Annotated in this window: 25 protein-coding genes; 14 read left to right on the forward strand and 11 right to left on the reverse strand. The window is 71.6% G+C overall.

All coding sequences use genetic code 11. From position 1 onward, the window contains the following. Positions 1-29: 29 nt before the first annotated feature. From AC4OXY_RS32355 to mce, 5 genes are all read right to left on the reverse strand, one after another. The gene (locus AC4OXY_RS32355) at positions 30-803 is read right to left on the reverse strand and encodes an ABC-2 transporter permease (RefSeq protein ID WP_402066034.1); all 774 of its coding nucleotides are present in this window, start codon (positions 801-803) and stop codon (positions 30-32) included. Positions 804-808: 5 nt separating this feature from the next. Further along, positions 809-1,768: an ABC transporter ATP-binding protein gene (locus AC4OXY_RS32360; RefSeq protein ID WP_491991495.1), complete on the reverse strand. Its 960-nt coding sequence runs from the start codon at positions 1,766-1,768 to the stop codon at positions 809-811. An 84-nt stretch (positions 1,769-1,852) separates the two neighbouring features. After that, complete coding sequence (locus AC4OXY_RS32365; RefSeq protein WP_356027801.1) at positions 1,853-2,788, reverse strand: coiled-coil domain-containing protein; 936 nt, start codon at positions 2,786-2,788, stop codon at positions 1,853-1,855. Positions 2,789-2,971: 183 nt separating this feature from the next. Next, a complete protein-coding gene (gene scy / locus AC4OXY_RS32370; protein ID WP_376288902.1) occupies positions 2,972-6,886 on the reverse strand; it encodes a polarized growth protein Scy in 3,915 nt (1,304 codons plus the stop codon). 209 nt (positions 6,887-7,095) lie between these two features. Then, positions 7,096-7,536, reverse strand: a complete 441-nt coding sequence (gene mce / locus AC4OXY_RS32375) for a methylmalonyl-CoA epimerase (RefSeq protein ID WP_356027805.1) — start codon at positions 7,534-7,536, stop codon at positions 7,096-7,098. Between the two features lie 148 nt (positions 7,537-7,684). Here mce and AC4OXY_RS32380 point away from each other — a divergent pair, with 148 nt between their 5' ends. The 3 genes from AC4OXY_RS32380 to AC4OXY_RS32390 all read left to right on the forward strand — a co-directional run bounded on the left by AC4OXY_RS32380 (position 7,685) and on the right by AC4OXY_RS32390 (position 11,235). Then, complete coding sequence (locus tag AC4OXY_RS32380; protein ID WP_356027807.1) at positions 7,685-8,884, forward strand: acetyl-CoA C-acetyltransferase; 1,200 nt, start codon at positions 7,685-7,687, stop codon at positions 8,882-8,884. Between the two features lie 34 nt (positions 8,885-8,918). Next, complete coding sequence (gene meaB / locus AC4OXY_RS32385; RefSeq protein ID WP_356027809.1) at positions 8,919-9,875, forward strand: methylmalonyl Co-A mutase-associated GTPase MeaB; 957 nt, start codon at positions 8,919-8,921, stop codon at positions 9,873-9,875. A 151-nt stretch (positions 9,876-10,026) separates the two neighbouring features. Beyond that, positions 10,027-11,235: an MFS transporter gene (locus AC4OXY_RS32390; protein WP_491991496.1), complete on the forward strand. Its 1,209-nt coding sequence runs from the start codon at positions 10,027-10,029 to the stop codon at positions 11,233-11,235. On the opposite strand, the gene AC4OXY_RS32395 is transcribed toward AC4OXY_RS32390, so the two are convergent. The 4 genes from AC4OXY_RS32395 to AC4OXY_RS32410 all read right to left on the reverse strand — a co-directional run bounded on the left by AC4OXY_RS32395 (position 11,210) and on the right by AC4OXY_RS32410 (position 13,888). Further along, positions 11,210-11,686 carry a MarR family winged helix-turn-helix transcriptional regulator gene (locus tag AC4OXY_RS32395; RefSeq protein WP_356027813.1) on the reverse strand — a complete coding sequence of 159 codons (477 nt, stop codon included), beginning with the start codon at positions 11,684-11,686 and terminating at the stop codon, positions 11,210-11,212. The genes AC4OXY_RS32390 and AC4OXY_RS32395 overlap by 26 nt on opposite strands. A 92-nt stretch (positions 11,687-11,778) precedes the next feature. Continuing rightward, complete coding sequence (locus AC4OXY_RS32400; protein ID WP_491991497.1) at positions 11,779-12,606, reverse strand: AIM24 family protein; 828 nt, start codon at positions 12,604-12,606, stop codon at positions 11,779-11,781. Next, positions 12,603-13,253 carry an AIM24 family protein gene (locus AC4OXY_RS32405; RefSeq protein ID WP_362818789.1) on the reverse strand — a complete coding sequence of 217 codons (651 nt, stop codon included), beginning with the start codon at positions 13,251-13,253 and terminating at the stop codon, positions 12,603-12,605. The genes AC4OXY_RS32400 and AC4OXY_RS32405 overlap by 4 nt, the downstream gene beginning before the upstream one ends. Before the next feature lie 2 nt (positions 13,254-13,255). After that, complete coding sequence (locus AC4OXY_RS32410; protein WP_356027818.1) at positions 13,256-13,888, reverse strand: AIM24 family protein; 633 nt, start codon at positions 13,886-13,888, stop codon at positions 13,256-13,258. 159 nt (positions 13,889-14,047) lie between these two features. Between AC4OXY_RS32410 and AC4OXY_RS32415 the strand changes: the two genes are divergently transcribed. The 3 genes from AC4OXY_RS32415 (at position 14,048) to AC4OXY_RS32425 (ending at position 15,536) form a co-directional block, all read left to right on the forward strand. Beyond that, positions 14,048-14,392 (forward strand): DUF3817 domain-containing protein, encoded by a 345-nt coding sequence (locus tag AC4OXY_RS32415; protein ID WP_356027820.1) that lies wholly within the window; start codon positions 14,048-14,050, stop codon positions 14,390-14,392. Then, positions 14,389-14,700, forward strand: a complete 312-nt coding sequence (locus AC4OXY_RS32420; RefSeq protein WP_376288905.1) for an MTH1187 family thiamine-binding protein — start codon at positions 14,389-14,391, stop codon at positions 14,698-14,700. The genes AC4OXY_RS32415 and AC4OXY_RS32420 overlap by 4 nt, the downstream gene beginning before the upstream one ends. Before the next feature lie 83 nt (positions 14,701-14,783). Further along, positions 14,784-15,536, forward strand: coding sequence for an SRPBCC family protein (locus tag AC4OXY_RS32425; RefSeq protein WP_356027823.1), 753 nt, complete (start codon positions 14,784-14,786; stop codon positions 15,534-15,536). 9 nt (positions 15,537-15,545) lie between these two features. Here the strand turns inward: AC4OXY_RS32425 and AC4OXY_RS32430 are convergent, their stop codons facing one another. Further along, positions 15,546-16,526: an ArsR/SmtB family transcription factor gene (locus tag AC4OXY_RS32430; protein WP_356027825.1), complete on the reverse strand. Its 981-nt coding sequence runs from the start codon at positions 16,524-16,526 to the stop codon at positions 15,546-15,548. Positions 16,527-16,621: 95 nt separating this feature from the next. Between AC4OXY_RS32430 and AC4OXY_RS32435 the strand changes: the two genes are divergently transcribed. The 4 genes from AC4OXY_RS32435 (at position 16,622) to icmA (ending at position 20,585) form a co-directional block, all read left to right on the forward strand. After that, the gene (locus tag AC4OXY_RS32435) at positions 16,622-17,860 is read left to right on the forward strand and encodes an MFS transporter (RefSeq protein WP_356027827.1); all 1,239 of its coding nucleotides are present in this window, start codon (positions 16,622-16,624) and stop codon (positions 17,858-17,860) included. Between the two features lie 11 nt (positions 17,861-17,871). After that, a complete protein-coding gene (locus AC4OXY_RS32440; RefSeq protein WP_356027829.1) occupies positions 17,872-18,381 on the forward strand; it encodes a MarR family winged helix-turn-helix transcriptional regulator in 510 nt (169 codons plus the stop codon). A 67-nt stretch (positions 18,382-18,448) separates the two neighbouring features. Beyond that, positions 18,449-18,787: a DUF3817 domain-containing protein gene (locus AC4OXY_RS32445; protein WP_356027830.1), complete on the forward strand. Its 339-nt coding sequence runs from the start codon at positions 18,449-18,451 to the stop codon at positions 18,785-18,787. A 97-nt stretch (positions 18,788-18,884) separates the two neighbouring features. Beyond that, complete coding sequence (gene icmA, locus AC4OXY_RS32450) at positions 18,885-20,585, forward strand: coenzyme B12-dependent isobutyryl-CoA mutase large subunit (protein ID WP_356027832.1); 1,701 nt, start codon at positions 18,885-18,887, stop codon at positions 20,583-20,585. Positions 20,586-20,623: 38 nt separating this feature from the next. On the opposite strand, the gene AC4OXY_RS32455 is transcribed toward icmA, so the two are convergent. Next, a complete protein-coding gene (locus AC4OXY_RS32455) occupies positions 20,624-21,241 on the reverse strand; it encodes a TetR/AcrR family transcriptional regulator (RefSeq protein WP_362818797.1) in 618 nt (205 codons plus the stop codon). Between the two features lie 224 nt (positions 21,242-21,465). Between AC4OXY_RS32455 and AC4OXY_RS32460 the strand changes: the two genes are divergently transcribed. From AC4OXY_RS32460 to AC4OXY_RS32475, 4 genes are all read left to right on the forward strand, one after another. Next, on the forward strand, positions 21,466-22,434 hold the full coding sequence (locus tag AC4OXY_RS32460; RefSeq protein WP_356027836.1) for a tetratricopeptide repeat protein: 969 nt from the start codon (positions 21,466-21,468) through the stop codon (positions 22,432-22,434). A 618-nt stretch (positions 22,435-23,052) separates the two neighbouring features. Next, entirely contained in the window at positions 23,053-23,685 is a 633-nt protein-coding gene (locus AC4OXY_RS32465; protein ID WP_356027838.1) for a DUF6230 family protein, read from the forward strand. Between the two features lie 115 nt (positions 23,686-23,800). Next, complete coding sequence (locus AC4OXY_RS32470) at positions 23,801-24,364, forward strand: DUF6114 domain-containing protein (RefSeq protein ID WP_356027840.1); 564 nt, start codon at positions 23,801-23,803, stop codon at positions 24,362-24,364. Further along, positions 24,354-25,709 carry a hypothetical protein gene (locus AC4OXY_RS32475; RefSeq protein ID WP_491991498.1) on the forward strand — a complete coding sequence of 452 codons (1,356 nt, stop codon included), beginning with the start codon at positions 24,354-24,356 and terminating at the stop codon, positions 25,707-25,709. Before AC4OXY_RS32470 ends, AC4OXY_RS32475 begins: the two co-directional genes overlap by 11 nt. Positions 25,710-25,763 lie beyond the last annotated feature (54 nt).

Below are 25,763 nucleotides of genomic sequence, written 5' to 3' on the forward strand. Positions count from 1 at the left end.
CTGAGCATCACGAAGCGTGAACAATCGGCCTACTGCGCGTCCCGCCGCTTCAGCAGCACGTATCCGCCCGCGAGCGCCGCGAGCACCCACAGCACCATGATCCCGAGCCCGCCCCAGGGCCCGTACGGCCGCTCGTCGCCGAGTCTCGGCACCACCTGCATGATCCGGCTGCCCGCCTGGTCCGGCAGGAACCGGCCGATCTTCTTGGTCGCGTCGACGTTGCCGAGGACGGTGGAGATCAGGAAGAAGAACGGCATCAGGATGCCGAGCGAGAGCATCGGCGAGCGCAGCATCGCCGCGACCCCCATCGAGAACACCGCGATCAGCGTCATGTACAGCCCGCCGCCGACCACCGCGCGCAGCACCCCGGGATCCCCGAGGTGCGCCCGGTACGGGCCGAGCACCGCCTGCCCGAGGAAGAACGCGGCGAAGCTCGTCGCCATCGCCACGACCAGCGCGAGCGCGGCGGCCACGGCGACCTTGCTGAACAGGAAGGTGGCGCGGCGCGGCACGGCGGCCAGCGAGACGAGGATCATGCCGGTGCTGTACTCGTTCGACACGACCAGCACACCGAACACGATCATGGCGAGCTGGCCGAGGCTCATGCCCGCGAAGGACACGAAGGTCGGGTCGAACGACAGCCGGTCCGTGACCGGCATCGAGGCGAACTGGCCGCGGGTCAGCGCCGAGATGAGCATGCCGAGCGCGATGGTGACGACCAGAGCGACCGACAGCGTCCACACCGTCGACGCCACCGACCGGATCTTCGTCCACTCGGACCGGACGACCTGACCGGCCGCCATGGCGCTCACGCCCCCTTCCAGCCGGCGCCCCAGTCCTGCGGGGCGGGTTCCGGTTCCGGGCCGGCCTGCGCGTGGTACTCCACCGACTCCGCCGTCAGCCGCATGAACGCCTCCTCCAGCGACGCCTGCTGGGTGCTCAGCTCGTGCAGCACGATCCCGTGCCGCGCCGCCAGCTCGCCGATCCGCTCGGCCTTGCCCCCGTCCACCTCCAGCGCCTCCCCGCCCGCCTCGACGACGATGACCCCGTCCTCGTGCAGCACGTCGAGCAGCCGCTCCCGCTGGGGCGAGCGGATCCGGACGTACGCGCGCGCGTTGTCCCGGATGAAGGCGGCCATGGACGTGTCCGCGAGCAGCCGCCCCTGCCCGATGACCACCAGATGATCGGCGGTCAGCGCCATCTCGCTCATCAGATGACTGGAGACGAACACCGTCCGCCCCTGCGCGGCCAGCGACTTCATCAGGTTCCGGATCCAGTGGATGCCCTCCGGGTCGAGCCCGTTGACCGGCTCGTCGAACATCAGGATCCGCGGATCGCCGAGCAGCGCCCCGGCGATCCCGAGCCGCTGCCCCATGCCGTACGAGAACCCCTTGGCCTTCTTGCGCGCCACGGCGGTCAGTCCGACGGCCTCCAGCACCTCGCCGACCCGGCTCCTCGGAATGCCGTTGCTCTGCGCGAGGCAGAGCAGATGGTTGTACGCGCTGCGCCCGCCGTGCACGGCCTTGGCGTCCAGCAGCGCCCCGATGTACGTCAGCGGGTCCGCCAGCTGGTCGTAGTGCCTGCCGTCGATCCGGACGTCCCCGGCGGTGGGGTGGTCGAGCCCGAGGATCATCCGCATGGTGGTGGACTTCCCGGCCCCGTTGGGCCCGAGGAAGCCGGTCACGATGCCGGGTCTGACCTGGAAGGTGAGATGGTCGACCGCCACCTTCTCGCCGTACCGCTTGGTCAGCCCCGCCAGCTCGATCATGCGGCCACGCTAAGACGAGCGAAAGCCCCCTGCCACCGGAGTGGAAGGGGGCTTCGCCCGGTTCGGCTACCGTGCGCGCGAGCGTTACCGCGTCTGCTGAGCCGGCACCCCACGGGAGATGGGCTCGTCCTCACCCGGCGCACCGGCGGCAGCCACCGCGGCGCCGGTCAGCGTGGCCAGCATCTCGCGGACGTTGGTCAGCTGGGCGTTGATGCTGTCGCGGCGGTTGGTCAGCGCAGCGAGCTCGCGCTCGGATTCCGACCGGATCCGGTCCGCCTTGGCGTTGGCGTCGGCCACGATGTCCTCGGCCTGGCGCTGGGCCGTCTCCACCGTCTGGCGGGCGCGGCGCTCGGCGTCCGTGCGCAGCTTCTCCGCCTCCAGGCGCAGCTGCTCCGCGCGGTGCTCGATCTCCGCCAGCCGCTTCTCGGCCTTCTGCTGGCGCGAGGCCAGGTCGCGCTCCGACTGCTCGCGGCGCTTGGCGAGGTTCGTCTCGAAGTCGGCGGCGGCCTGCGCGGCCTTGGCGCGGGTCTCCTCGAAGAGGGCGTCCGCCTCCTCGCGCTTGGACTGCGCGTCCTTCTGCGCCTCGGTGCGCAGCTGGGCCGCGTCGCCCTTGGCCTTCTCGACGATCCGGACGCCCTCGTCCTCGGCCTTGGCCTTGCGCTCGGCGGCGTAGGACTCGGCGTCGTTGCGGACCTGCTGGGCCGCCGACTCGGCGAGGTCGCGGTGCTGTTCGGCCGCCCGCCGGGCCTCCTCACGCAGCTCCTTGGCCTCTTCCTCGGCCAGGCGCAGGATCTTCTCGACCCGCGCGCCGAGACCCGCGTACGACGGCTCGGCGTCGGTGACCTGGGCCTGGGCGTTCTGCGTTTCGAGGTGGAGCTCCTCGATGCGCTTCTCCAGGGCGGTGATCCGGGTGAGAGCGCTGTCACGGTCGGAGACGAGCTTGGAGATACGTTCGTCCACCTGAGCGCGGTCGTACCCACGCCGCACAAGCTCGAAGCCGTAGGGGGAAGTGTCGCTCATGGGGTTCCTGTCGAATGAGACCGGTGAGGTGATAGGTGGAATCCTAGGGGCCGAAGCGGTGTGTCATCACGCGGATACGTGTTTGATCTGGAGAATGAGACCCCTTTTGGGTGGCTGACGGCCGGAAAGCTTGCCAACGACCCGGGCAAAGCCCCCAGAAGACACCGGAACGTCCCCGACGCGCTACCCGTCTGACGATTTGCCACCCGATCGTGGGGCACCGACCGAGGCGCCCGCCTTGACCCCGCCGTCCTTGCCGGCCGTCGGCGCCTCGAAGGACTCCAGCGCCTCCAGGACGTCCTGGACCCGTGAGATCTCGGCGTTGATGTCCTCGCGCCGGCGCACCAGGATCTCCAGCTCGCGCTTGCCCTCCTCGACCGTGCGCCGGGCCTCCCGGATCGCCTCGGCCTTCAGCTCCTCGGCCTCCTTGACCAGCCTGGCCTTCTTCTGCTCGGCCTCCTTGAGCAGCCCCTCCGCCTTCTTGACGGCGGCGATACGCACCTTGCCCGCCTCGGAGTTGGCATCGGACACCATCTCCTTGGCCTTCGCCTCCGCCTTGGCCAGCTGCTCCTCGGCGGCCTTGATGAGCGCGTCGCAGCGGTCGCCGGTGGACTTCATCGTCTCGGCGGCCTCGCGGCGGGCCCGCTCGTGCAGCTCCTCGATCTCGGTCGTGATGCGGTCGCGCAGCTCCTCGGCCCGCTCCCTTATCGCGGTCGCGTCCCGGCGGGCACCGACCAGCAGCTCGTCCGCGTCCGTACGGGCCTTCTCCACCAGGGAGTTGCCCTCGACGGTCGACTCGGCGACGATCCGCTCGGCCTCGCTGCGGGCCGCGCCCACCATCGTGTCGGCCTGCGACTCGGCGTCCGCGGTCGTCTTCAGCGCCTGCTGCTGCGCCTCGGTGAGCAGCTTGTCGGCCTCGGCCGTGGTCTCCGTGATGAGCGTGTCGACCTGCTCGGCCGCCTCCGAGCGCCGCTTGTTGGCGTCCTTGCGGGCCTCGTCCAGGGTCCGGTCGGCCTCCTCGCGCGCGGAGTTGACGAGCCGCTCCGCCTCCGCCTCCGCCTCCGACCGCAGCCGCTCGGCGTCCGCCCGCAGCCGCTCGGCGTGCTGCTGGGCCGAGCCGACCGTCTCCGCCGCCTCGGCGCGCAGCCGCTCGGCGTCGTCGGTGGCCTCACCGATCAGCTGCTCGGCGCCCGCCAGCGCCTCCGCGCGGACCCGGTCCGCCTCGGCCACGGTCTCCGACTGGAGCCGCTCGGCCTCGGCCAGCGCCTCGGTGCGCACCCGGTCGGCCTCCGCGGCCGTCTCGGTCGTCAGTCGCTCGGCCTCGCTGCGGGCCTCGGTGATCAGGGTGTCCGCCTGCGTCGCCGCGTCCGAGCGGATGCGGTTGGCGTCCTCGCGGGCGTCCGCCCGGGTGCGGGCCGCGCTCTGGTCGGCCTCGGCGAGCGCGTCGGAGGCCTCGGTGCGCACACGCTGGCTGTACTCGCCCGCGTCCGCGCGCAGCCGCTCGGCCTCCGCGATCGCCTCCGCGACCGTACGCTCCGCCAGCGCCTTCGCGGCCTCCGTCTCCTCGCCGACCTCGCGGCGGATCCGGGCGGCGTCCTCGCTCGCCCGCTCCCGCTCGGCGTAGGCGTCGGCGCGGACCCGGTCCGCCTCCTGTTCGGCCTCCCGCTTCGTCCGGTCCGCCGCGTGCTCGGCGGCCGAGCGCAGCCCGGTGATCTCCTCCTGCGCCTGCTCGTGCAGCCCGGCGACGGAGTCCCGCACCTGCTGGGCGTGCTGCTCGGCGGCCGAGACCATCTCGGTGGCGCGCCGGTCGGCCTCCTCCACCAGCCGGACCGCCTCGGCCTGCGCCTCCTCGACCCGCTTGCGGGCGGAGGCCAGCAGCTCCTCGCTCTGCTCGCGGGCGCGCAGCCGCTCCTGGCCGGCCTCCTCGCGCGCCGAGCCGAGCGTCTCCTCGGCCTCGCGGCGGCGCCGGGCGGCCTCCTCCTGCGCGGCGGCCAGCGTCTCGGATGCCTCGGTGGCGAGCCGCTCGGCGGCGGCCTGCGCCTCCGTGCGCACCCGGTCGGCGCTCTCCTGCGCCTCCGTCTTCAGCCGCTCGGCATCGGCGCCGGCCTCGGAGCGCAGCCGTACGGCGACGGACTCGGCCTCGGCGCGGGAGGCGGACGCGTCGGCCGCGGCCTCGTCGCGCAGCCGCTCGGCCTCGGCCTCGGCCTGCTGCTGGAGCGTACGGATCCGCTCGGCGGCCTCCGTGCGCAGCCGCTCGGCCTCCTCGGCGGCCTCCCGGCGGATCCGGGTGGCCTCCTCGCGGGCCTCGCCGAGCGCCTGCTCGGCGGAGTCCAGGCGCTCCTGTGCCTCGCTCTGGAGCCGGGTCAGCTCCTCGGCGGCCTCGGCGCGGCGGGCCTCGACCGCGCGCTCGGTCTCCTCGCGCAGCTCGCGCGCCGCGCTCTCGGCGTCCGTGCGGACCGTCTCGACCTGCGCCTCGGCCTCGGCCCGCAGCCGCTCGGCCTCCGCACGGCTGCGCTCCAGGGTCTCGTCGGCCTGCCGGCGCAGACCGGTGGCCCGCTCGATGGCCTCGGTGCGGACCTTCTCGCTGTCCGCGGCCGCGCTCTTGCGCAGCTCGTCGGCGTCGACCCTGGCCTTGGCCAGCAGCTCCTCGGCGGACTTGGCGCCCTCCTCGATCTGCGTGACCGCCTCCCGGCGGGCCTCGGCACGGATCGACTCGCCCTCGGCGACCGCGTCGGCGCGCAGCTGCTCGGCCTCGCCGCGCAGCCGGCGGGCCTCCTCCTGCAGCTCGACCGTCTTGGCGCGGTACTCCTTGGTGTCGTCCTTCGCCGCGCCCTTGAGCTGCTCGGCGATGTCGTGCGCCTCGGCGCGCAGCCGGTCCGCCTCGGCCTCGGCCTCGGTACGGATCCGCTCGGCCTCCTCGGCGGCGGCCCGGGTGGTCCGCTTGGCCTCCTCGGCGGCCTTGTCGAGCACGTCCTCGGCGGTCTTGGCCGCCTTGGACAGCTGGGTCGCGCTCTCCTCGGCGGTGATCGTACGGGCCTTCTCGGCGGCCTCGGCGACGATCTTCTCGGCCTCGGCGCGGGCGTCCGCGACCAGCTGCTCGGCATCCGAGCGGGTGGTCTCGGCCTCCTTGGTGGCCTCCTCGACCAGCCGGGCGACCTGCTCCTTCGCCGTGCGCGTGCGCGTCTCGTTCGCGGCCTCGGCGCTCGACAGGGTCTTCGCGGCCGTCTGCTCGGCCTCGGTGACCAGCTTCTCGGCCTCGGCCTGCGCCTTGCGCAGCGCCTCCTCGGCCGCCGCCATCCGCTCCTCGGCGGCCCGGCTCAGCTCGGCGGACTGCCGGCGGGCGGCGTCCGACTCGGTGACCGTGGAGGAGCGCAGCTGCTCGGCGTGGTCGGTGGCCTCCTGGGCCTGCGTGGACGCGGCGTTCAGCAGCCGCTCGGCGTCCGTGCGGGCCCGGCGCAGGATCTGCTCGGCCTCCGCGCGGGCCGCCTCGGCGTCGTTCGTGAGCCGCTGGCGGGCCTCGTCGGTCAGCCGCTCGGCCTCCGCGCGGGCGGCGGCCAGCGCCTGGTCGGCCTCCGCGCGGGACTCGTCCAGCAGCCGCCGGGCCTGCTGCTCGGTGCGGGCGCGCAGCTGCTCCGCCCAGGCCACGTTCTCGTTGACGTGCGACTCGACCGTCGAGCGGCGCTCGGCCAGCTCCTGGTCGAGCTGCTGGCGCCGGGTCACCGCCTCCTGGTGCAGCTCGGCCTGGAGACGGGCGGCCTGCTCGGCGTGCTCCTGGAGGATGCGCTGGGTCTGCGCGCGGGCCTCCGCGGCCATCCGCTCCGCCTCCTGGCGCAGCTGGTCGGCCTGCATCTGGGCATTGCGGAGCAACTGCTCGGCCTGGTAGCCGATGTCGCCGCCGTCGAAGGCGGGCCGGGTCATGAGGGTGCGGCGCGCCTCGTGCAGCTTGGCGCGCAGCACCTCGACCTGGTAGCCGAGGTCCTCGGCGTGCTGGATCGCCTTTTCCCGCTCGGTCCTCAGCCGCTTCATCTCGGCCTCGAACCGAGAGAGGTGGTCGACGTCAGCCGCCGGCTCTCGCTCCTGGCTCTCGTAGCCCCGCACTGCGCGGTCCCATCCGTCCCCTGGTCAGCTTCTGCAACGAGCTCCGTCCAACCGCCGAACGGGGCCCCCGGGGAATGGTGTCAGATCAACGGCGGAGCACGGGCTGCTGCCCCGACGCTCGTCCCCCGAAAACCCGGACCCCGGCATGCGGCCGTCCCCCGCGTTCAGAGACGACCGCCCCCAACCCTACCGGCCCTTATGTACGGGAGTCAGTGCTCAGTGGACTCAACAGGGGCCGAAGTGACCAGTTCTGTCAGGACACCGTGGCAATCCTTTGGATGCAGGAAGGTGATCCGCGACCCCATGGAGCCGATCCGGGGCTCCTGGTAGAGGACCCGGACGCCCTTGCCGCGGATCTCCTCGGAGTCGGCGTCCACGTCCGCCGTGCCGAAGGCGATGTGGTGGACGCCCTCGCCGTTCTTCGCCAGCCACTTGCCCACGGCGGAGTCCTCGCGGGTCGGTTCCAGCAGCTGGAGGTAGGAGGCGCCGCCGTCCGACGTCTCGTTGATCTTGAGCATGGCCTCGCGCACGCCCTGCTCCTCGTTGACCTCGGTGTGGAACACCTCGAAGCCGTACGTGGCCCGGTAGAACTCGACGGTGGCGTCGAGGTCGTGGCAGGCGATCCCGATGTGGTCGATTCGCGTCAGCATGGATTCAGTGCAGCGCCCTGCGGGTGGTTACGCAACGTGCGCGCGATCACACCGACGGGCCGGTGACGGCACGGAGTGCCATCAGTACATTCGAAGTAAACCCTCGTTCACTCCTCGGCCGCGCAGGCCGGTAAGGGGATCGCAGCTCATGCCTTCTGGAACGACCAGCTCTGTGATCGTCGCGGGCGCGCGCACGCCCATGGGACGACTTCTGGGCTCCCTCAAGTCCTTCTCGGGCGCCGACCTCGGCGGCGTCGCGATCAAGGCCGCCCTCGACCGTGCGGGGATCGGTGGCGACCAGGTGCAGTACGTCATCATGGGCCAGGTGCTGCAGGCCGGCGCGGGCCAGATCCCGGCCCGCCAGGCGGCGGTCAAGGCCGGCATCCCGATGAGCGTCCCGGCGCTGACCATCAACAAGGTGTGTCTGTCCGGCCTCGACGCCATCGCGCTCGCCGACCAGCTCATCCGCGCCGGTGAGTTCGACATCGTGGTCGCGGGCGGCCAGGAGTCCATGACCAACGCCCCCCACCTGCTGCCGAAGTCCCGCGAGGGCTTCAAGTACGGCGCCGTCGAGATGCTCGACGCGATGGCCCACGACGGCCTGACCGACTCCTTCGAGGGCATCGCCATGGGCGAGTCGACCGAGAAGCACAACACGCGTCTCGGTATCCGGCGCCCCGAGCAGGACGAGATCGCCGCGCTGTCCCACCAGCGGGCCGCCGCCGCGCAGAAGAACGGCGTGTTCGAGGCCGAGATCACCCCGGTCGAGATCCCGCAGCGCAAGGGCGAGCCGGTCGTCTTCAGCAAGGACGAGGGCATCCGCGCCGACACCACGGTGGAGTCCCTGGGCAAGCTGCGCCCGGCCTTCGCCAAGGACGGCACGATCACGGCCGGTACCTCCTCGCAGATCTCGGACGGTGCGGCGGCCGTGGTCGTGATGAGCAAGGCCAAGGCCGAGGAGCTGGGCCTGGAGTGGCTCGCCGAGATCGGCGCGCACGGCAACGTGGCCGGACCGGACAACAGCCTCCAGTCGCAGCCCTCCAACGCCATCCTGCACGCCCTGAAGAAGGACGGCCTGGAGGTCTCCGACCTCGACCTGATCGAGATCAACGAGGCCTTCGCCGCGGTCGCCGTGCAGTCAATGAAGGACCTCGGTGTGTCCACGGAAAGGGTGAACGTCAACGGCGGCGCCATCGCCCTGGGCCACCCGATCGGCATGTCCGGTGCCCGTCTCGTCCTGTCCCTGGCGCTGGAGCTCAAGCGCCGCGGCGGCGGTACCGGCGCGGCCGCGCTGTGCGGTGGCGGCGGCCAGGGTGACGCCCTGATCGTGCGGGTACCGAAGGCCTGAGCAGTACTTTCTCGCGAGTGAACGGAGCTGTTTGATGCAGGACGTCTCCTCTCTGGTGGCCCAGGCCAGGGACGGCCGACCGCGTGCCGTGGCCCGGCTGATCTCCCTGGTGGAGGGGGCGTCCCCGCAGCTCAGGGAGGTCATGGCGGCACTGGCCCCGCTGACCGGCAACGCCTATGTGGTCGGCCTGACCGGCTCGCCCGGCGTCGGCAAGTCCACCTCGACCTCCGCACTCGTCACGGCGTACCGCAAACAGGGCAGGCGGGTCGGCGTCCTGGCCGTCGACCCGTCCTCCCCGTTCTCCGGCGGCGCCCTGCTCGGCGACCGCGTCCGGATGTCCGACCACGCCTCCGACCCCGGCGTCTACATCCGCTCGATGGCCACCCGCGGCCACCTGGGCGGCCTGGCCTGGGCGGCCCCCCAGGCCATCCGGGTCCTCGACGCGGCGGGCTGCGACGTGATCCTCGTCGAGACGGTCGGCGTCGGCCAGTCGGAGGTCGAGATCGCCTCCCAGGCGGACACGTCGGTCGTCCTGCTGGCCCCGGGGATGGGCGACGGCATCCAGGCGGCGAAGGCCGGCATCCTGGAGATCGGCGACGTCTACGTCGTCAACAAGGCGGACCGGGACGGCGCCGACGCGACGGCCCGCGAGCTGAACCACATGCTGGGCCTCGGCGAGGCCCGCGCCCCAGGCGACTGGCGCCCGCCGATCGTGAAGACGGTGGCGGCGCGCGCGGAGGGCGTCGACGAGGTCGTGGAGGCCCTGGAGAAGCACCGCGCGTGGATGGAGGAGCACGGCGTCCTCGCCGAACGCCGCCGGGCCCGCGCGGCCCGCGAGGTGGAGACCATCGCGGTCACGGCCCTGCGCGAACGCATCGGCGACCTGCACGGCGACCGCCGTCTCAGCGCGCTGGCCGAGCGGATCGTCGCGGGCGAGCTGGACCCGTACCGCGCGGCGGACGAGCTGGTGGCGGGCCTCACGCGGGGCTGAGCGCTGGCCGACTCCCGCGCCCGGCAGCTATCTTGACCGGCATGTCCCTCTCCTTGGCGTAGAGCGCGCACCGGACCGCGAGGCCGTACGAACGACCGGCCCTCGCGTCCCTCGGTGTCCCCTCTTCCGCCTCGACCAGAGGAACATCCGCATGTCCACGCATGCCCCCGCGCGGCCCTCGTACGCCGCCGTCCTGCGCCTGCCCCACGCCCGCCGCGCCTTCGCCTCCGCCCTGACGGCCCGCCTGTCCTACGGCACGGTGTCCGTCGCGATGCTGCTGTCCGTCACCCGCGCCACCGGCTCCTACGCCGTCTCCGGCGCCGTGATGTCCCTGTTCGGCGCCACGATCTTCCTGATGCCGGTCAAGGCGTCCCTGATCGACCGCCATGGCCCGCGCCGCGCGCTGCTCCCCATGGCGACCGTCCACGGCGCTGTCCTGTGCGTCCTGGCCGCCCTGACCTGGCGCCCGGGCGCACCGGCGGCGCTCATCGCCGTGGCCGTCGCGCTCGCGGGCGCGTGCGCGCCGCCGCTGGGCCCGACGATGCGGGCCGTGTGGGCCGAACTGGCCCCGGAGCCGGGCATGCTGGCCCGCGCCTACAGCCTGGACGGGGTCGCCGAGGAACTGCTGTACGTCTCCGGCCCGGCGCTGGTCGGCGCGCTGACGGGCGTCGCCCCGCCGGCGTCCGGGATCCTGCTGAGCGCACTGCTGATCGTGTGCGGCACCTGCGTCTTCGTCACGTCACCGGGGCTGCCGGGCCCCCGCCCCGCCGCGCTCGGGCGAACGCCCGGCTCCCTCTCCGGCCTGCTGGTCCCGGTCGGCGTGGCCGCCGGCGCCGGACTCGCCCTGAGCGGCGTGGAGCTGCTGGTGATGGCCTTCGCCACGGCGCGTTCCCACGACACGGGCCCGGTGCCCTGGGTCCTGGGCGCGCTCTCCGCGGGCAGCGCGGTGGGCGGGCTGGTCAACGGGGCGGTGCGGTGGCGGGCACCGGCCCGGGTACGGCTGTGCCGGTTCGCGGTGGGGCTCGGCCTGGTGATCGCCGCGGCGGGCCTCGCTCCGGGGCTGTGGAGCCTGACGGCGGCGATGGCCTGCGCCGGTGCGTTCATCGCTCCCACGCTGACCACGGCATACCTGCTGGCCGACGAGTCGGCGGCCGAGGGCGCCCGGACACGGGCGGGCGCCTGGGTCAACACGGCCGTGAACGCGGGGAGTTCGGGCGGGGCGGCGGCGACGGGTCTGTTGCTCGGCCGCCTCCCGCTGGGGGTGTGCTTCGCCCTGGCGGGCGCCACGGCGCTGATCAGCGCCGTCGGCACCCTCGGCCGCTCGGGCCGCGGACTCAGGGACGCCCCCGCTGCCCTCTGAGGTGCTCGGCGATCGGCTTCAGGGCCTTGTCCAGCTCCGTCAGCGCCTCCGGCGACAGCAGATCGATGAAGTGCCGTCGCACGGAGGCGACATGATGTGGCGCCACCTTCTGCATCGTCTCCATGCCGTGCTCGGTCAGTACCGCGTACAGCCCGCGCCGGTCGGACTCGCAGTTCTCACGGCGCACCAGGTTCGCGCTCTCCATCCGCGTGATCTGGTGCGAGAGCCGGCTCTTGGACTGCAGCGTGGCAGTGGCGAGGTCGCTCATCCGCATCCGTACGTCGTCGGACTCGGACAGGTTCACGAGGATCTCGTAGTCGTTCATCGTCAGGCCGAACGGCTGAAGATCCTTCTCCAACTGGTACGTCAACAGCCTGTTGACCTCCAGGTGGGTGCGCCAGGCGCACTGCTCCGCATCGGTCAGCCAGCGCGTGGCCGTCTCGGTCTCCATGAATGAAGTCTACCTAAGAAGTTGAATGCCGAACTACTTTGGATGATGTGACAGTGCGCACGCGTTCGATGTCACACTCCGCAGACTACCGCTCACAGCCCGAAGCGACGCTGGAGGTCCCCCAGCTGTCCGGGAAGGCGCGGTGCGCCCGGCGGTTGCTGACCGTGTCCGCCCGGCCCCGGAGCGCCACCTCCCGGCACGCCCGGCTCCGCCGGCACGACCCCCGTCGCCGTCTCGTCCATCAGGCTCTCCGACGACTGCAGCAGGACCGTCCCGGCGCCCACGAACTCGAACTGGTGCTCCTCGCCGGACACCCCGCCGAAGCCCGTCATCGCACGTAGACCGCCCAGGACGCCCGTCAGGTACCCGTGGTCGTAGTGATGGCACGGGGACGGGCAGTCGGCCCACCCGACGAGCGCCTGCGGGTCAACCCGGATCGGAGGTTCCATGAACACCACCGGACCGTTAGATGCGGCCACAAACTTTCCGGTTCCGATAAGGGTCAGAAAACCCGGCACGATCGATTGCTTCAGCGCGAGACTTGGCTGAAAAGCGAGCAGGTTGCCCGCGCGAATGGTCAGGTTCCCGTCGTCGAGGTCATAGGAATTGACGTCGAAGGCCCGGTCGGCGAGCAGCATCTTGCCCGAGCCCTCGGCCACGACCCAGTCGCTTGCGTGCAGTGGCGAATGGAACGAGGTACGGACAAGTCGGTCGAGTCGCCCGTGCCCGATCCCGTTGAACTCGATCGCCCCGTAGTAGGCGATCATCTTCCCCTTCTGCAGGAACCACTGCCCGCTCTTCAGCTCGACACAGAACGTGTACGCGTTCACGTTGTCGTCGGCGGGCAGGGTCATCGGGTCGTGCACGACCGGTCCGACCGGTCCGCCCGGTCCCGCGCCCGGCGTTCCGTACGTGCTCACAGCTTCTCCTCCGACGCCTGGACGAACACCGTGCCGCTGCCGCTCAGCTCCAGCTGGAACGCCTCGCCCGAGCCCCGGCCCACCATCTCGCGCCAGCCGAGCGCGGCCGACAGCCTGTTGCGCACCTCGCCGTGGTGGGCGACGTAGGCCTGCGGGTCGACGTGGACCGGGCGCTGCGGGGTGATCGGGAGCTCGAAGACACCGCCGTGCGCCATCACGGCGACCGAGCCCTGCCCCTGGAGCGTCGTCGTGAACAGACCCTGACCGGTCACCTGGCCCCGGACCAGGCCCATCACCCCGCCCTGCGAGCCCATGAACATCGTCCCCTGCCGCAGCGTGCCCTCGAAGGCGAGCAGCCGGTCCGCCTCGACGTACAGGGTGTCGCCCGTGAGGTGGATGACGTGGACGTGGTGGCCGCCGTGCCCGAAGAAGACGGTCCCGCTGCCCTCGACCGACATCAGCGGGGTCGCCTCGCCCGCCACCCGGCGCCCGAGCATGGACATCAGCCCGCCCTGACCGCCCTGGATGTTCGGCGTGAAGGACACGTCCCCCCGGTACGCGAGCATCGCCCCGCGCTGGCTGAACAGCCGCTGCCCGGGCAGCACCGTCGCCTCGACCATCTTGGAGTTGATCTCCCGGAACGCCATCTCTACAGATCCCCCGCGATCGTGTTCCGCTCGCTCGGCTGCACGTACACCAGTCCGTCGCCCTCGAACCGGATCTGGAAGGCCTCGCCGCCGCCCTCCCCGAGGAACGTGCGGAACGTCACGCCGGACTGGAAGGACTGCCGGACGTTGCCCTGATGGGCGATGTACGCACCCGGGTCCACGGTCAGCGGGTACTGGGGGCTGACCCGGAGCGCCACCGCCGGACCGTCCGACAGCAGTGCCGCCTGCCCGTGCCCCTCGACCGTCGTCGTGAACAGGCCGTTGCCCTGCGAGGCGCCGCGCAGTCCCGTGAACGTCGTCCCGGTGCGCAGAGCGGCGTCCGTCACGAGCAGGTTGCTCGACTCGACGTAGAGCTTGTCTCCCGTCAGGCTCACGAGGTTGATCTCCGAGGCGCGGTCCGCGAACCAGCACGTCCCCTGCCCCTTCACCTCCATCACCGTCATCTGCTCACCGGTGAGCCGGCGGGTCACCATCCCGCGCAGCCCCTCACCCCCGCCCGTCAGTTTCTTGAAGGACATGCTTCCGTCGTACGCGACCATCGAGCCGTTCTTCGCCTTCACGGCGTCCCCGGTCATGTCGACGGCGAGCACCTTGCTGCCTTGAAGTCGGAACATCGCCACGCAGCGAAACTAGCGGCGGCGCGGGTGGACGGAACAGGGTCCCCGGGTGGATACCGACCCTGAGCGGACCCCTAGGGCCGGCGTTTGCCACAATGGGGCAACGTTTGTGCACGCATTCACAAAGCGTCGACGACTCCCCACCGAAGGTGACCTGTGGACATCAAGACCGCCACCGCCCTCCGCCGCCTCCGCCTGGTCTCGGCCCCGGAGGCCGTGTCCTTCCTGATCCTGCTCGTGTGCTCGGTGCTGAAGCGGACCACGGACTTCAACGCGGTCCCCGTCATGGGCGGGATCCACGGAGTCCTCTTCATCCTCTACGTGATCTTCTGGGCGGATGCCTGGAACCGCACCAAGTGGCCCCTGAAGACCGGCCTCTTCTACTTCGTGCTGTCCGTGCTGCCCACCGGCGGCTTCTTCGCGGAGCGCAAGCTGAAGCGCGCCGCTGAGGACGAGGTCATCGCCGCGCGTGCCCGTAAGGAAGGGGTCGTGAACGCATGATCGTCGCCTTCTCCGTGACGCCCCTGGGTGTCGGCGAGGACGTGGGGGAGTACGTCGCCGACGCCGTCCGCGTGGTGCGCGAGTCGGGGCTGCCGAACCGCACCGACGCCATGTTCACCTCGATCGAGGGCGAGTGGGACGAGGTCATGGACGTCGTCCGGCGCGCCGTCGCCACCGTGGAGGAGCGCGCCCCGCGCGTGTCGCTCGTCCTCAAGGCCGACATCCGGCCCGGCGTGACGGACGGCCTGACCTCCAAGGTCGAGACCGTCGAACGGCACCTGGCCGGTCAGCCGGACCCCTCGTTTTGAGCGGCACGCCCACCGCGTTGTACTTTCCCCTGTCGATGCTCTGAGCGATCACTTCAGAGCACGTTCTGACCTGGGGGAACACCATGAGTGTCGGTATAGGGACACACATACGCGCCGACCTGGACACGCTGTGGGCGCGCACCCAGGATCCCGACGCACGCCGGCGCTGGGACCTCCGGTTCACCGCGATCGAGGAGCTGCCGGGCGCGGCGGGTGAGCCCCGGCGGTTCTCCTGCACCGCGCGCGTGCTGCCGTTCCTCACCGTGTCCGGCACCGGTCACGCGGCGGACGAGACGGACCGCCCCGACGGCACCCGCACCTCCGCCGTGCGCTTCTCCTCCCCGCACCCGCTGTCCCTGATCGCCGAGGCGAGCGCCTACTGGCGCTACGTGCCCGACGCCCACGGCGTCCGCCTGGTCACCGGCTTCGACTACCGGCCCCGCTGGGGCGCCTTCGGCGCGGTCGCCGACCGGGTGCTGCTGCGGCCGCTGACCGGCTGGGCCACGGCCTGGTCCCTGGACCGGCTGCGGCTCTGGCTGGAGCGGGGCATCACCCCCGAGCGGGCCCTGGCCAACTGGCTCGCCGAGCTGACGGTCCGCGCGCTGGTCCTCACGGTGTGCCTGACCGGGCTCGGGCTGGAGTCGCTGCTCCGGCTCTTCGGGCGGTTCGCGGACACCGTGGCGTATCTGTGTCCGCTGCTGCTGGTCGTGGCCAGCTCGCTGGCGCTGTTCAAAGCGCCGCTCGGGTGCACGCCGGCCGCGCGCAGGTGTGTGAGGGAGAGCGCCGGGGAGGTCCGCGCGCCTCGGGTGCTGCGCATGCTGGAGCAGTACGGCTGAGACCCGGGGTCAGCCGCCGGCGGCCAGCGCCATCCCCAACGGCGTTCTCTCGTACAGCACTTGATGGCCGTACCGCCGTGACGTCAGCAGACCCGCGTCCCGCAGCACGGTCAGGTGGGACGACACCGACGACGGGGCGAGGCCCAGGCGGTGGGCCAGCGCGGTCGTGGCCGCCGGTTCGTCCAGCGCGGTCAGCACGGCCGCCCGGTTCGCGCCCAGCAGCCGTACCAGCGCCGCGGGGGTCCGCTCGCCCGGATCCGCCCACAGCCCCGCCAGCCCCCGGGCCGGATACACCACCGTCGGCTGCCACGGGGGCTCGAAGCCGGTGACCACGTCGGGCCAGGAGAACACGCTCGGCATCAGCACCAGGCCCTGGCCGGCGAGGTCGCGGGCGTACTCCCCGCGCAGGGCCAGCGTGAGCGTGCGGCCGTCCCAGGACAGCCGCCGGTCCAGTTCCGGCAGCAGTGTGCCGAGGCCCACCTCGGCCAGTCTGCGCGAGTGGAAGGCGACGTCCGCCTCCAGCAGGGCCCGCAGCCGGAGCCAGTCCGGTTCGATCAGCACATGCCAGGCCTCCTCCACGGCGTCCGCCAGCTCCGCGATCATGCGGGCCGGATCCGCCAGCCAGGCCCGGCCCCGCGGCGACCGCAGCGCCCCCGGGGTGCAGGCCAGGGAGAGGGCGGTGTCCTCCCGTGCCGCCTCCGGGTCGCAGGCCCGTACGGCCGCGATCTCCTCCTCGAAGGTCGCCGCCGGGCCGATCGGCGGCGGCCCCAGCCAGTCGGGGGAGTGGCCCCGGCGGGGCATCAGCAGCCACAGCGGGGCGAGGTCGAGCCCGGCCGCGGCCGCGCGGATCCGGCGCAGCCAGGGTGCGTGATAGCCGTGCCGGTCCGGGCGCTTCAGGGTGCGCACGGCCTCCTGCGTCTCCCACATCGGCGAGATCGCGAACCGGCAGCGCAGGAAGTCGGCGTCGCCGAAATGCAGATGCGAGGGCACGGGCCACCTTCCGGAAGAGCGCGAAGACGCGGGCGAAGATTCGGCTGGAGCCGAAAATCTAGGGCCTCCGGTCCGCCCTCCGCCACGCTCCCCGCATGTCCGCACCACCGCAGACGGCCCCGGCGCCCGCCGGATACGGCCGTGTCCTCGCCGTGCCCGAGTTCCGGGCCGTCTTCGCCGCGCACGTGCTGTCCATGCTCGGCGTCATCGTCAGCGAGATCGCGCTCTCCGTCCTCGTCTACGACCTCACCCGCTCGCCCCTGCTGAGCGCGCTCACCTTCGCCCTGGGCTTCCTGCCGTACGCCGTCGGCGGCACCCTGCTCGCGCCCGTCGCCGACCGCTTTCCGGCCCGCCGGGTGCTGGTCGTCTGCGACCTGGTGTGCGCGGGCTGCGTGGCCCTGATGACGGTGCCGGGCACCGGGACCGGTGTCCTGCTCGCGCTGCGCTGCGCGCTCGCCGTCGTCTCCCCGGTGTTCGCCGGTACCCGCATGGCGACCCTCGCCGACGTCCTCGGCGGCGGCGACCTGTTCGTGCTCGGCCGCTCCCTGCTGCGGATCGTCGCCCAGAGCGCGCTGCTCGTCGGCTACGGCCTCGGCGGGCTCCTCCTCACGGTCCTCACGCCCCGCCACGCCCTGCTGATCACCGTCGCCGGCTTCCTCGGCTCCGCCACCCTGCTGCGCTGCGGCACCCGGCGCCGGCCCGCCCGCACCCGGGACCGTGCGGATGCGCCGGCAGGTCTGCGCGGCCTCGCGACGGACCGCCGGATCCGGGTGCTGCTGCTCGTCTTCTGGCTCCCGGCGGCGTTCTCCGTCGTCCCCGAGGCGCTGGCCGCGCCGTACGCCGACGCGCTCGGCAGCGGCTCCGCCGGGCTCGGGCTGCTGATGTGCGCGCTGCCCGTCGGCACGGTGGCCGGCGAACTGTTCGCCGGTGCGCGCCTCACGCCCGCGCACCGGGAACGCGTCGCGCTCCCCCTGCTGTGCCTGACCCTGCTGCCCTACCTGGGCTTCGCCCTGCGCCCCGGGCTCGTCGTGTCCCTGCTGCTCCTGCTGGTCTCCGGGGCCGGCTCGGCGTACACCCTGGGCCTCGACCAGTGGTTCGTGCGGGCCGTGCCCGACGAGCGGCGCGGGCGGGCCATGACCGTGCTCAGCGCCGGGCTGATGACCGTCCAGGGCGTGGGCATGGCGCTGGCCGGGGTGGCGGCGCAGGCGGTGGGGGTGCGGGCGGCGGTGACGGGGGCCGGCGCGCTCGGTGTGCTGTGCTGCTGCGGGCTGGCCCTGGCGGTCCGGGCGACCGAGGACCGAGACGGGGCTGCCCGGGATATGACCGGCCGGTAGGGTCTGATGACGTGCCCAAGCCTCTCAGCCTCCCCTTCGACCCCATCGCCCGTGCCGACGAGCTCTGGAAGCAGCGCTGGGGAAACGTGCCGTCCATGGCCGCGATCACCTCGATCATGCGGGCCCAGCAGATCCTGCTCGCCGAGGTGGACGCGGTGGTCAAGCCGTACGGGCTGACCTTCGCGCGCTACGAGGCCCTGGTGCTGCTCACCTTCTCCAAGGCCGGCGAGCTGCCGATGTCCAAGATCGGTGAGCGGCTCATGGTGCATCCCACCTCGGTGACGAACACCGTGGACCGGCTGGTGAAGTCCGGTCTGGTGGCCCGGCGGCCCAACCCCAACGACGGCCGCGGCACCCTCGCCGTGATCACCGACAAGGGCCGCGAGGTGGTCGACGCGGCCACCCGCGACCTGATGGCGATGGACTTCGGGCTCGGCGTGTACGACGCGGAGGAGTGCGCGGAGATCTTCGCGATGTTCCGTCCGCTGCGGGTCGCGGCGCACGACTTCGACGAGGACTGAGACGAGGACCGGGGCGACGGCCGACCCCGGCCAAGATCTGCCGGAACGGGTGGTTACGCTCGACTCCATGAAAAAAAGTGTGCTGACCCGCTACCGCGTCATGGCCTACACCACGGGTGTCCTGCTGGTACTCCTGTGCCTGAGCATGATCGCGAAGTACGGGCTGGACATCAGCGGTGCCGCCGACGTCACGCGCGTCGTCGCCATCGCCCACGGCTGGCTGTACGTCGTCTACCTCGTCGTCGCCTTCGACCTGGGCTCCAAGGCCAAGATGCCGGTCGGCCGCCAGCTGTGGGTGCTGCTCGCGGGCACGATTCCCACCGCCGCCTTCTTCGTCGAGCGGCGGCTCACCCGCGAGCTGGAGGCCAAGGTCACCGACCGGGCCCCGGTCGCCGCGAAGGCCTGAGACACCGCGCGACTCCACCGCCGTACGAGCGCCCCTCGCGTGCCGTGCGGCGGTCAGCCATCGACATTTACTAGGACGTCCAAGTAAATTCGAGGGTATGGACGCTCACGCCATCGAGGAAGGCCGCCGGCGCTGGCAGGCCCGCTATGACGCCGCGCGCAAGCGCGACGCTGACTTCACCACGCTCTCCGGTGATCCCGTGGAGCCGGTGTACGGTCCCCGGCCGGGAGACACGTACGAGGGATTCGAGCGGATCGGCTGGCCCGGGGAGTACCCCTTCACGCGCGGGCTCCATCCGACCGGATACCGCGGCCGCACCTGGACGATCCGGCAGTTCGCCGGGTTCGGCAACGCCGAGCAGACCAACGAGCGCTACAAGATGATCCTGGCCGCGGGCGGCGGCGGTCTGTCCGTGGCCTTCGACATGCCGACGCTGATGGGCCGCGACTCCGACGACCCGCGCTCGCTCGGCGAGGTCGGGCACTGCGGCGTCGCCATCGACTCGGCCGCCGACATGGAGGTCCTGTTCAAGGACATCCCGCTCGGCGACGTCACCACTTCCATGACCATCAGCGGGCCCGCCGTGCCCGTCTTCTGCATGTACCTGGTCGCCGCCGAGCGCCAGGGCGTGGACCCGTCGGTCCTCAACGGCACACTCCAGACCGACATCTTCAAGGAGTACATCGCGCAGAAGGAGTGGCTCTTCCAGCCCGAGCCGCATCTGCGCCTGATCGGCGACCTGATGGAGCACTGCGCGGCCGGCATCCCCGCCTACAAGCCGCTGTCCGTCTCCGGCTACCACATCCGCGAGGCCGGCTCGACGGCCGCTCAGGAGCTGGCGTACACGCTCGCGGACGGCTTCGGGTACGTCGAACTCGGCCTCAGCCGCGGCCTGGACGTCGACGTCTTCGCGCCCGGCCTCTCCTTCTTCTTCGACGCGCACCTGGACTTCTTCGAGGAGATCGCCAAGTTCCGCGCCGCACGCCGCATCTGGGCCCGCTGGATGCGCGACGTGTACGGCGCGCAGAGCGACAAGGCGCAGTGGCTGCGCTTCCACACACAGACCGCCGGCGTCTCGCTGACCGCGCAGCAGCCGTACAACAACGTGGTGCGTACGGCCGTGGAGGCGCTGGCGGCGGTGCTCGGCGGGACCAACTCGCTGCACACCAACGCCCTGGACGAGACCCTCGCGCTGCCGAGCGAGCAGGCGGCCGAGATCGCGCTGCGCACCCAGCAGGTGCTGATGGAGGAGACCGGGGTCGCCAACGTGGCCGATCCGCTGGGCGGTTCGTGGTTCGTCGAGCAACTGACGGACCGGATCGAGGCGGACGCGGAGAAGATCTTCGAGCAGATCAAGGAGCGGGGCCTGCGGGCGCACCCCGACGGGCAGCACCCGATCGGGCCGATCACCTCCGGGATCCTGCGCGGGATCGAGGACGGCTGGTTCACCGGCGAGATCGCCGAGTCCGCCTTCCGCTACCAGCAGTCGCTGGAGAAGGGCGACAAGCGGGTCGTGGGCGTGAACGTCCACACCGGGTCCGTCACCGGGGACCTGGAGATCCTGCGGGTGAGCCACGAGGTGGAGCGCGAGCAGGTGCGGGTGCTCGCCGCGCGCAAGGCCGCCCGGGACGAGAGCGCCGTGCGGACCGCCCTGGACGCCATGCTGGCCGCGGCCCGCGACGGCTCGAACATGATCGAGCCGATGCTGGACGCCGTACGCGCCGAGGCGACGCTGGGCGAGATCTGCGGGGTGCTGCGGGACGAGTGGGGGGTGTACACGGAGCCGGCGGGCTTCTGAGGGCGAGCGGCGGGCGAGCGGCCGGGGGGCGGAGGGGGTCAGGCGGACGAGGCGAGTCCGCCGATCAGGACGCGCGTGAAGCTGCGCACCCACTCCTCGTCCGCCGCCTTGCCGCTGACCAGGGTGCGGTGCACCACCGCACCCGCCACCACGTCGAAGATGAGGTCCACCGTGCGGGCGGCCTCCCGCGGATCGGGTTCCGGCGGGAGTTCGCCCCGTTTCTGTGCCCGCGCGCGGCCCTGGAGGACGAGGCGCATCTGGCGCTCCACGATGGAGGAGCGGATGCGCTCGCGCAGGGCGTCGTCGCGGGTGGCCTCGGCGACCACCGCCATCAGGCCGCTCTTGGCCTCCGGGCGGGCGAGGATCGCCGCGAACTGGAGCACGACGCCCTCGATGTCGTCGGCCAGGCTGCCGCGGTCGGGCAGCTCCAGTTCGTCGAAGAGTTCGGCGACCGCGTCGACCACCAGTTCGTTCTTGCCGGCCCAGCGGCGGTAGAGGGTCGTCTTCGCAACCCCGGCCCGCGTCGCCACGTCTCCCAGGGTGAGCTTGGACCAGCCCAGCTCCACCAGCGCTGCCCTGGTCGCGGCCAGGATCGCGGCGTCCGCGGCGGGGTCGCGCGGGCGCCCGGTACGGCTGGCGGGGGTGCGGCTCTGCATCCCTTGACCATAACGGGCGGGTCCTGTGGTGTCGTGAGGGAGATCACCGGGGGGTGGTGTCGCGCGGGGTCCCCATGGCATTACGCTACGAGTCGTAGCGAAAGCGCGTGAGAGCAGCCCGTGACGGACGTACGCGGGCGCGATCATGAGGCGTGGGGTGGGGACCCGGCGCCCCGGGCGCACGACTTTTTCATTCCGGCGCGGTGACGGGGGAGGATAGACGCATGCAGCCACGGAACATGTCCATGAGCGGCGTCGTCGACCTCGCCGCGGTGAAGGCGGCCCAGGAGGCCAAGGCCAAGGCCGAGCAGACGCGCGCCGAGGCCGCCCGGCAGGGCGGCACGGGGGCCGTCGCCCCGGCCGATCTCGTCATCGACGTCGATGAGGCGGGCTTCGAGCGCGATGTCCTCCAGCGCTCCGCCGAGGTCCCGGTCGTCATCGACTTCTGGGCCGAGTGGTGTCAGCCCTGCAAGCAGCTGAGCCCGGTCCTGGAGCGGCTCGCCGTCGAGTACAACGGGCGCTTCCTCCTCGCCAAGATCGACGTCGACGCCAACCAGATGCTGATGCAGCAGTTCGGGGTGCAGGGCATCCCGGCGGTGTTCGCCGTCGTCGCGGGCCAGGCGCTGCCGCTCTTCCAGGGGGCGGCCGGCGAGCAGCAGATCCGGGAGACGCTGGACCAGCTGGTGCAGGTCGCCGAGCAGCGCTTCGGGCTGACCGGCCTGACCGTCGACCCGGACGCCGAGCCGGGCGAGGCGCCCGCGCAGGAGCAGGCGGGGCCGTACGACGCGGCGCTGAACGCGGCGGCCGACGCCCTGGACGCGGGCGACCTGGCCGGTGCCGTCCGGGCGTACCAGAACGTGCTGGCCGACGACCCGGGGCACCCGGAGGCCAAGCTCGGCCTGGCGCAGGCCGAACTGCTCCAGCGGGTGCAGGGCTTCGACCCGCAGAAGGTGCGCCAGGAGGCGGCCGAGCGGCCGAAGGACGCCGACGCGCAGATCGCCGCGGCCGACCTGGATCTGGTGGGCGGGCATGTCGAGGACGCTTTCGGGCGCCTGATCGACACCGTGAGCCGCACCGCGGGCGACGACCGCGACAAGGTGCGGCTGCGGCTGCTGGAGCTGTTCGACGTCGTGGGCCAGGAGGACCCGCGGGTGGTCGGGGCGCGCAGGGCGCTGGCCCGGGCGTTGTTCTGACCAGTCACTAAACGCCACGGCTTGTGATGCCGGGGTGAAAGATTTGCCGACGAGACGTCAGGGCGGCCCCGCTTTACCAAATCTTGGTAATTGCGGCCGCTGTTACTCGGAGTAAATCGAAGCCGTTGGTCTGTCTGGTTTTATCCAGGGATCAACGGCTTTGCTCTGCCCAGAGTTGCAACCGTGTGTCGCACTCCGAGATCGGCGGGTCGTCCTACGGTTATCCCGCCGTTACTACCGAGTAACGAAGCCCCTTGTGTCACGGGCGAGAATGCACCACGATCGGCGACGCTCGGTCCATTCCCGTACCCCGGCAACCGGTCGGGTCACGGGGACTCTGGGTCCCCACCGAGCAGAGCCGGCGGCAGTGGCGCCGGCTCTTGGGCAGGGGGGTCTTCGCCGGCCGGCGAAGCCTGTCCAGCAAGGTTGTGCGTGATGCGTGTCAGGCGCGACCAGTGGTTGTCGCTCGGGGGTGATCGCCGGTGATCGTGGCGCATTTCGTGCCACCGGGCGCAGGCGTTCCCCTTCCGAGGACGTAGCACTTCTCCCATCCCTGTCCGGCCGAGCCGTCCACCGCGGTTTCCGGACCAGGAGATGTACGTCCGAGAAGGAGGAAATATGGAGTCCCAGGTGCGTGGCGGGACCAGATGGAAGCGGTTCGCTGTGGTCATGGTGCCCAGCGTCGCCGCCACGGCGTGCATAGGTGTCGCCCTCGCGCAGGGCGCTCTCGCCGCGTCGTTCAGTGTCTCCGGCCAGTCGTTCAAGGTGACGGCGGACCGGCTCGACGGCACGGGCTTCGAACAGTACGGAGCGATCGACTCGGGCTACACGCTCGACGGCCAGAAGACGGCTCACCCCGTCGCCGTCTCGGCGTTCAAGTCCGCGAAGATCACGAACATGTGCCAGTCCGTCGTGACGCCGAACATCCCGGTGTTCGGCTCGGTCAGCCTCACGCTGAAGGCCGGCGCGTCCACTCCGGTCGAGGCGTCGAACCTCTACATCGACCTCGATGACCTGAGCGCCGACGCGACGTTCAACAACATCGACATCGGTGTGGCCGCCAAGGACGCCGGCAAGGGTCCGGGCATGAAGGGCGGCAGCGAGCAGTCCAACCCCTACGGGTTCGCCCAGCAGGCCGACTCGGCCACGCTGACGAACGTGAAGCAGACGGCGTGGGCGACCACCGCCGGAACCTTCAAGCTCAGCGGTCTGCACATGTCGGTGTCCACGGGAACGCACGAGTGCTACTGAGCACTCGATGACGGGCGGGGGGCAGGTGGCGCCCCCGCCCGTCCACTCCTCGGGCGTCCTTCGCGCCCGGGGCACATCACCGCCACAGCAACACCGCAACAGGGAGCTGTTTTCCATGAGCGCCGAGACCCCTGCCGCCCACCCCGGCCAGTTCACCTACCGGAGGCAGCAGTTCCGCGCCTGGCGTGGTGCGCGTCCGTTCTGGGCCGGTCTGTTCGTCCTGCTCGGCGGCTTTCCGATCATGTACTTCCCGTACGCGCATCTCCAGATCGGCCATCTCACGCTGGCGATGGCGACCACCGCCGGTGCCGGATCCCTGATCATCGGTGTGCTGCTCGTCGTCCTGGGCATCAGCCTCTGGTTCCAGAAGCACGTACGGACCTTCGCGGGAGTCGCCGCGATCCTGCTGGCGCTGGTGTCCCTTCCCGTGTCCAACTTCGGCGGCTTCGTCATGGGCTTCCTGCTCGCCCTGATCGGCGGAGCGATGGCCGTGTCCTGGGCGCCGGGCGTTCCTCCGCAGCCGCAGCCGGGGCAGGATGTCCCCCCGGCCGGGGGTGAGACGCCGGGCGAGGCCCCCTACGGCTTCGACAAGGGCATGGCCACGGACGGCGTGGGCGAGAACGACCTGTCAGGAACGAGCCCGGCCAACGGGGCGAACGGGAGGCACAGTGCCGGCTGACGAGGCGACCCGCGAGACCGAGGTGGACGGGTCCCGTGAGAGAACCGGGCCCCGCCACGCGGCACCCAGAAAGCCGCTGTTCACCAGGTTCCACATGCCCGCCGGCAAGGCGATAGCCTCGGTGGCGATGCCGACCGCGGTGCTGATGGGCATGGGCTTCACGTCCACGCTGGCGCTCGCCGACAGCGGCGGCAGCCCGTCCCCGTCGACGACCTCGAAGAGCCTGACGGCGGACGAGTACAAGAACTGCGTCAAGCAACTGGCCGGCAAGGACAGCTCGGCCTCGCCGACGCCGTCCGCCTCCGCCAGCGCGTCCGACTCGGCCACGCCGTCCCCCTCGGCGAGCGCCGGCACCAAGGGCTCGGACACGTCCTCGTCGTCGTCTTCATCGGGTTCGTCGTCTTCATCGGGTTCGGGTTCCGGCGGCAAGGCCACCCCGACGCCGAGCGCGACCTCCGGCTCCGGCGGCTCGGGTTCGGGCAGCGACTCGGCCTCGCCGTCGCCGTCGCCGTCCGCGTCCAAGAGCGGCGGCGGTCTGCTGGGCACCATCGGCGACACGCTCGGCGGCCTGCTCGGCGGCGGCACGGACTCCGGCTCGTCCGCGAGCTCCTCGCCGTCGGCGACCCCGTCGGCCAGCGCGTCCCCGAAGGCCTCGGGCGCGTCGGCGAGTTCCTCGGGGTCCACCGGCTCCAAGCTCGCCGACACGGTCAAGGACACCGCCTCCAAGGCGGGCACGACCGTCACGGACACGGTGAAGAACGCCACCGGCACGGTGTCCAAGACGGTCGCCGACACGACCAAGGCGGCGAAGGACGCGGCCGCGTCGGCCACCCCGAGTCCGTCGGCGAGCGCCGGCACCCCGGCGGGGGACTGCCCGGCGGCCACGACCGACCAGAGCGGCGTCGACAACCAGGTGCCGGTGGCGGACGACCCCTGGTACCTCAACGCCAGCTCGCTGCTGCTCAAGAGCGCCGACTACCAGGGCATCGTCGAGGTGAAGACGGCGTCCGGCACCACCAAGAAGGTGCTGAAGTACGTCATCTCCGGCGGCACGGACATCGGTGACCTGCACCAGACGGTGAACGACAAGCTGTCCGGCAAGGTCTACCACGTGCAGGCGTCCAAGGGGTCGACGTCCACCATCACCGGCGGCTCCACGACGATGTACACGGAGAGCATCTCGGGCAATCTGTTCGGCCTGATCCCGATCACCTTCAGCCCGGACAGCCCGCCGCCGCTCAACATCCCGCTGATCTACTTCACCAACGTGAAGGCCGTCCAGGCCGCCCAGTTCGGCGGCAACCTCCACGTGCCCGGGATGCACGTCTACACGACCGACAACTGACCGGTCGCACAAGCCCGTTCGGGAGCCGCACAAAAGCCGAGGGCGCCCCCTGGA

The sequence above is a fragment of the Streptomyces sp. HUAS MG56 genome (assembly GCF_058673395.1).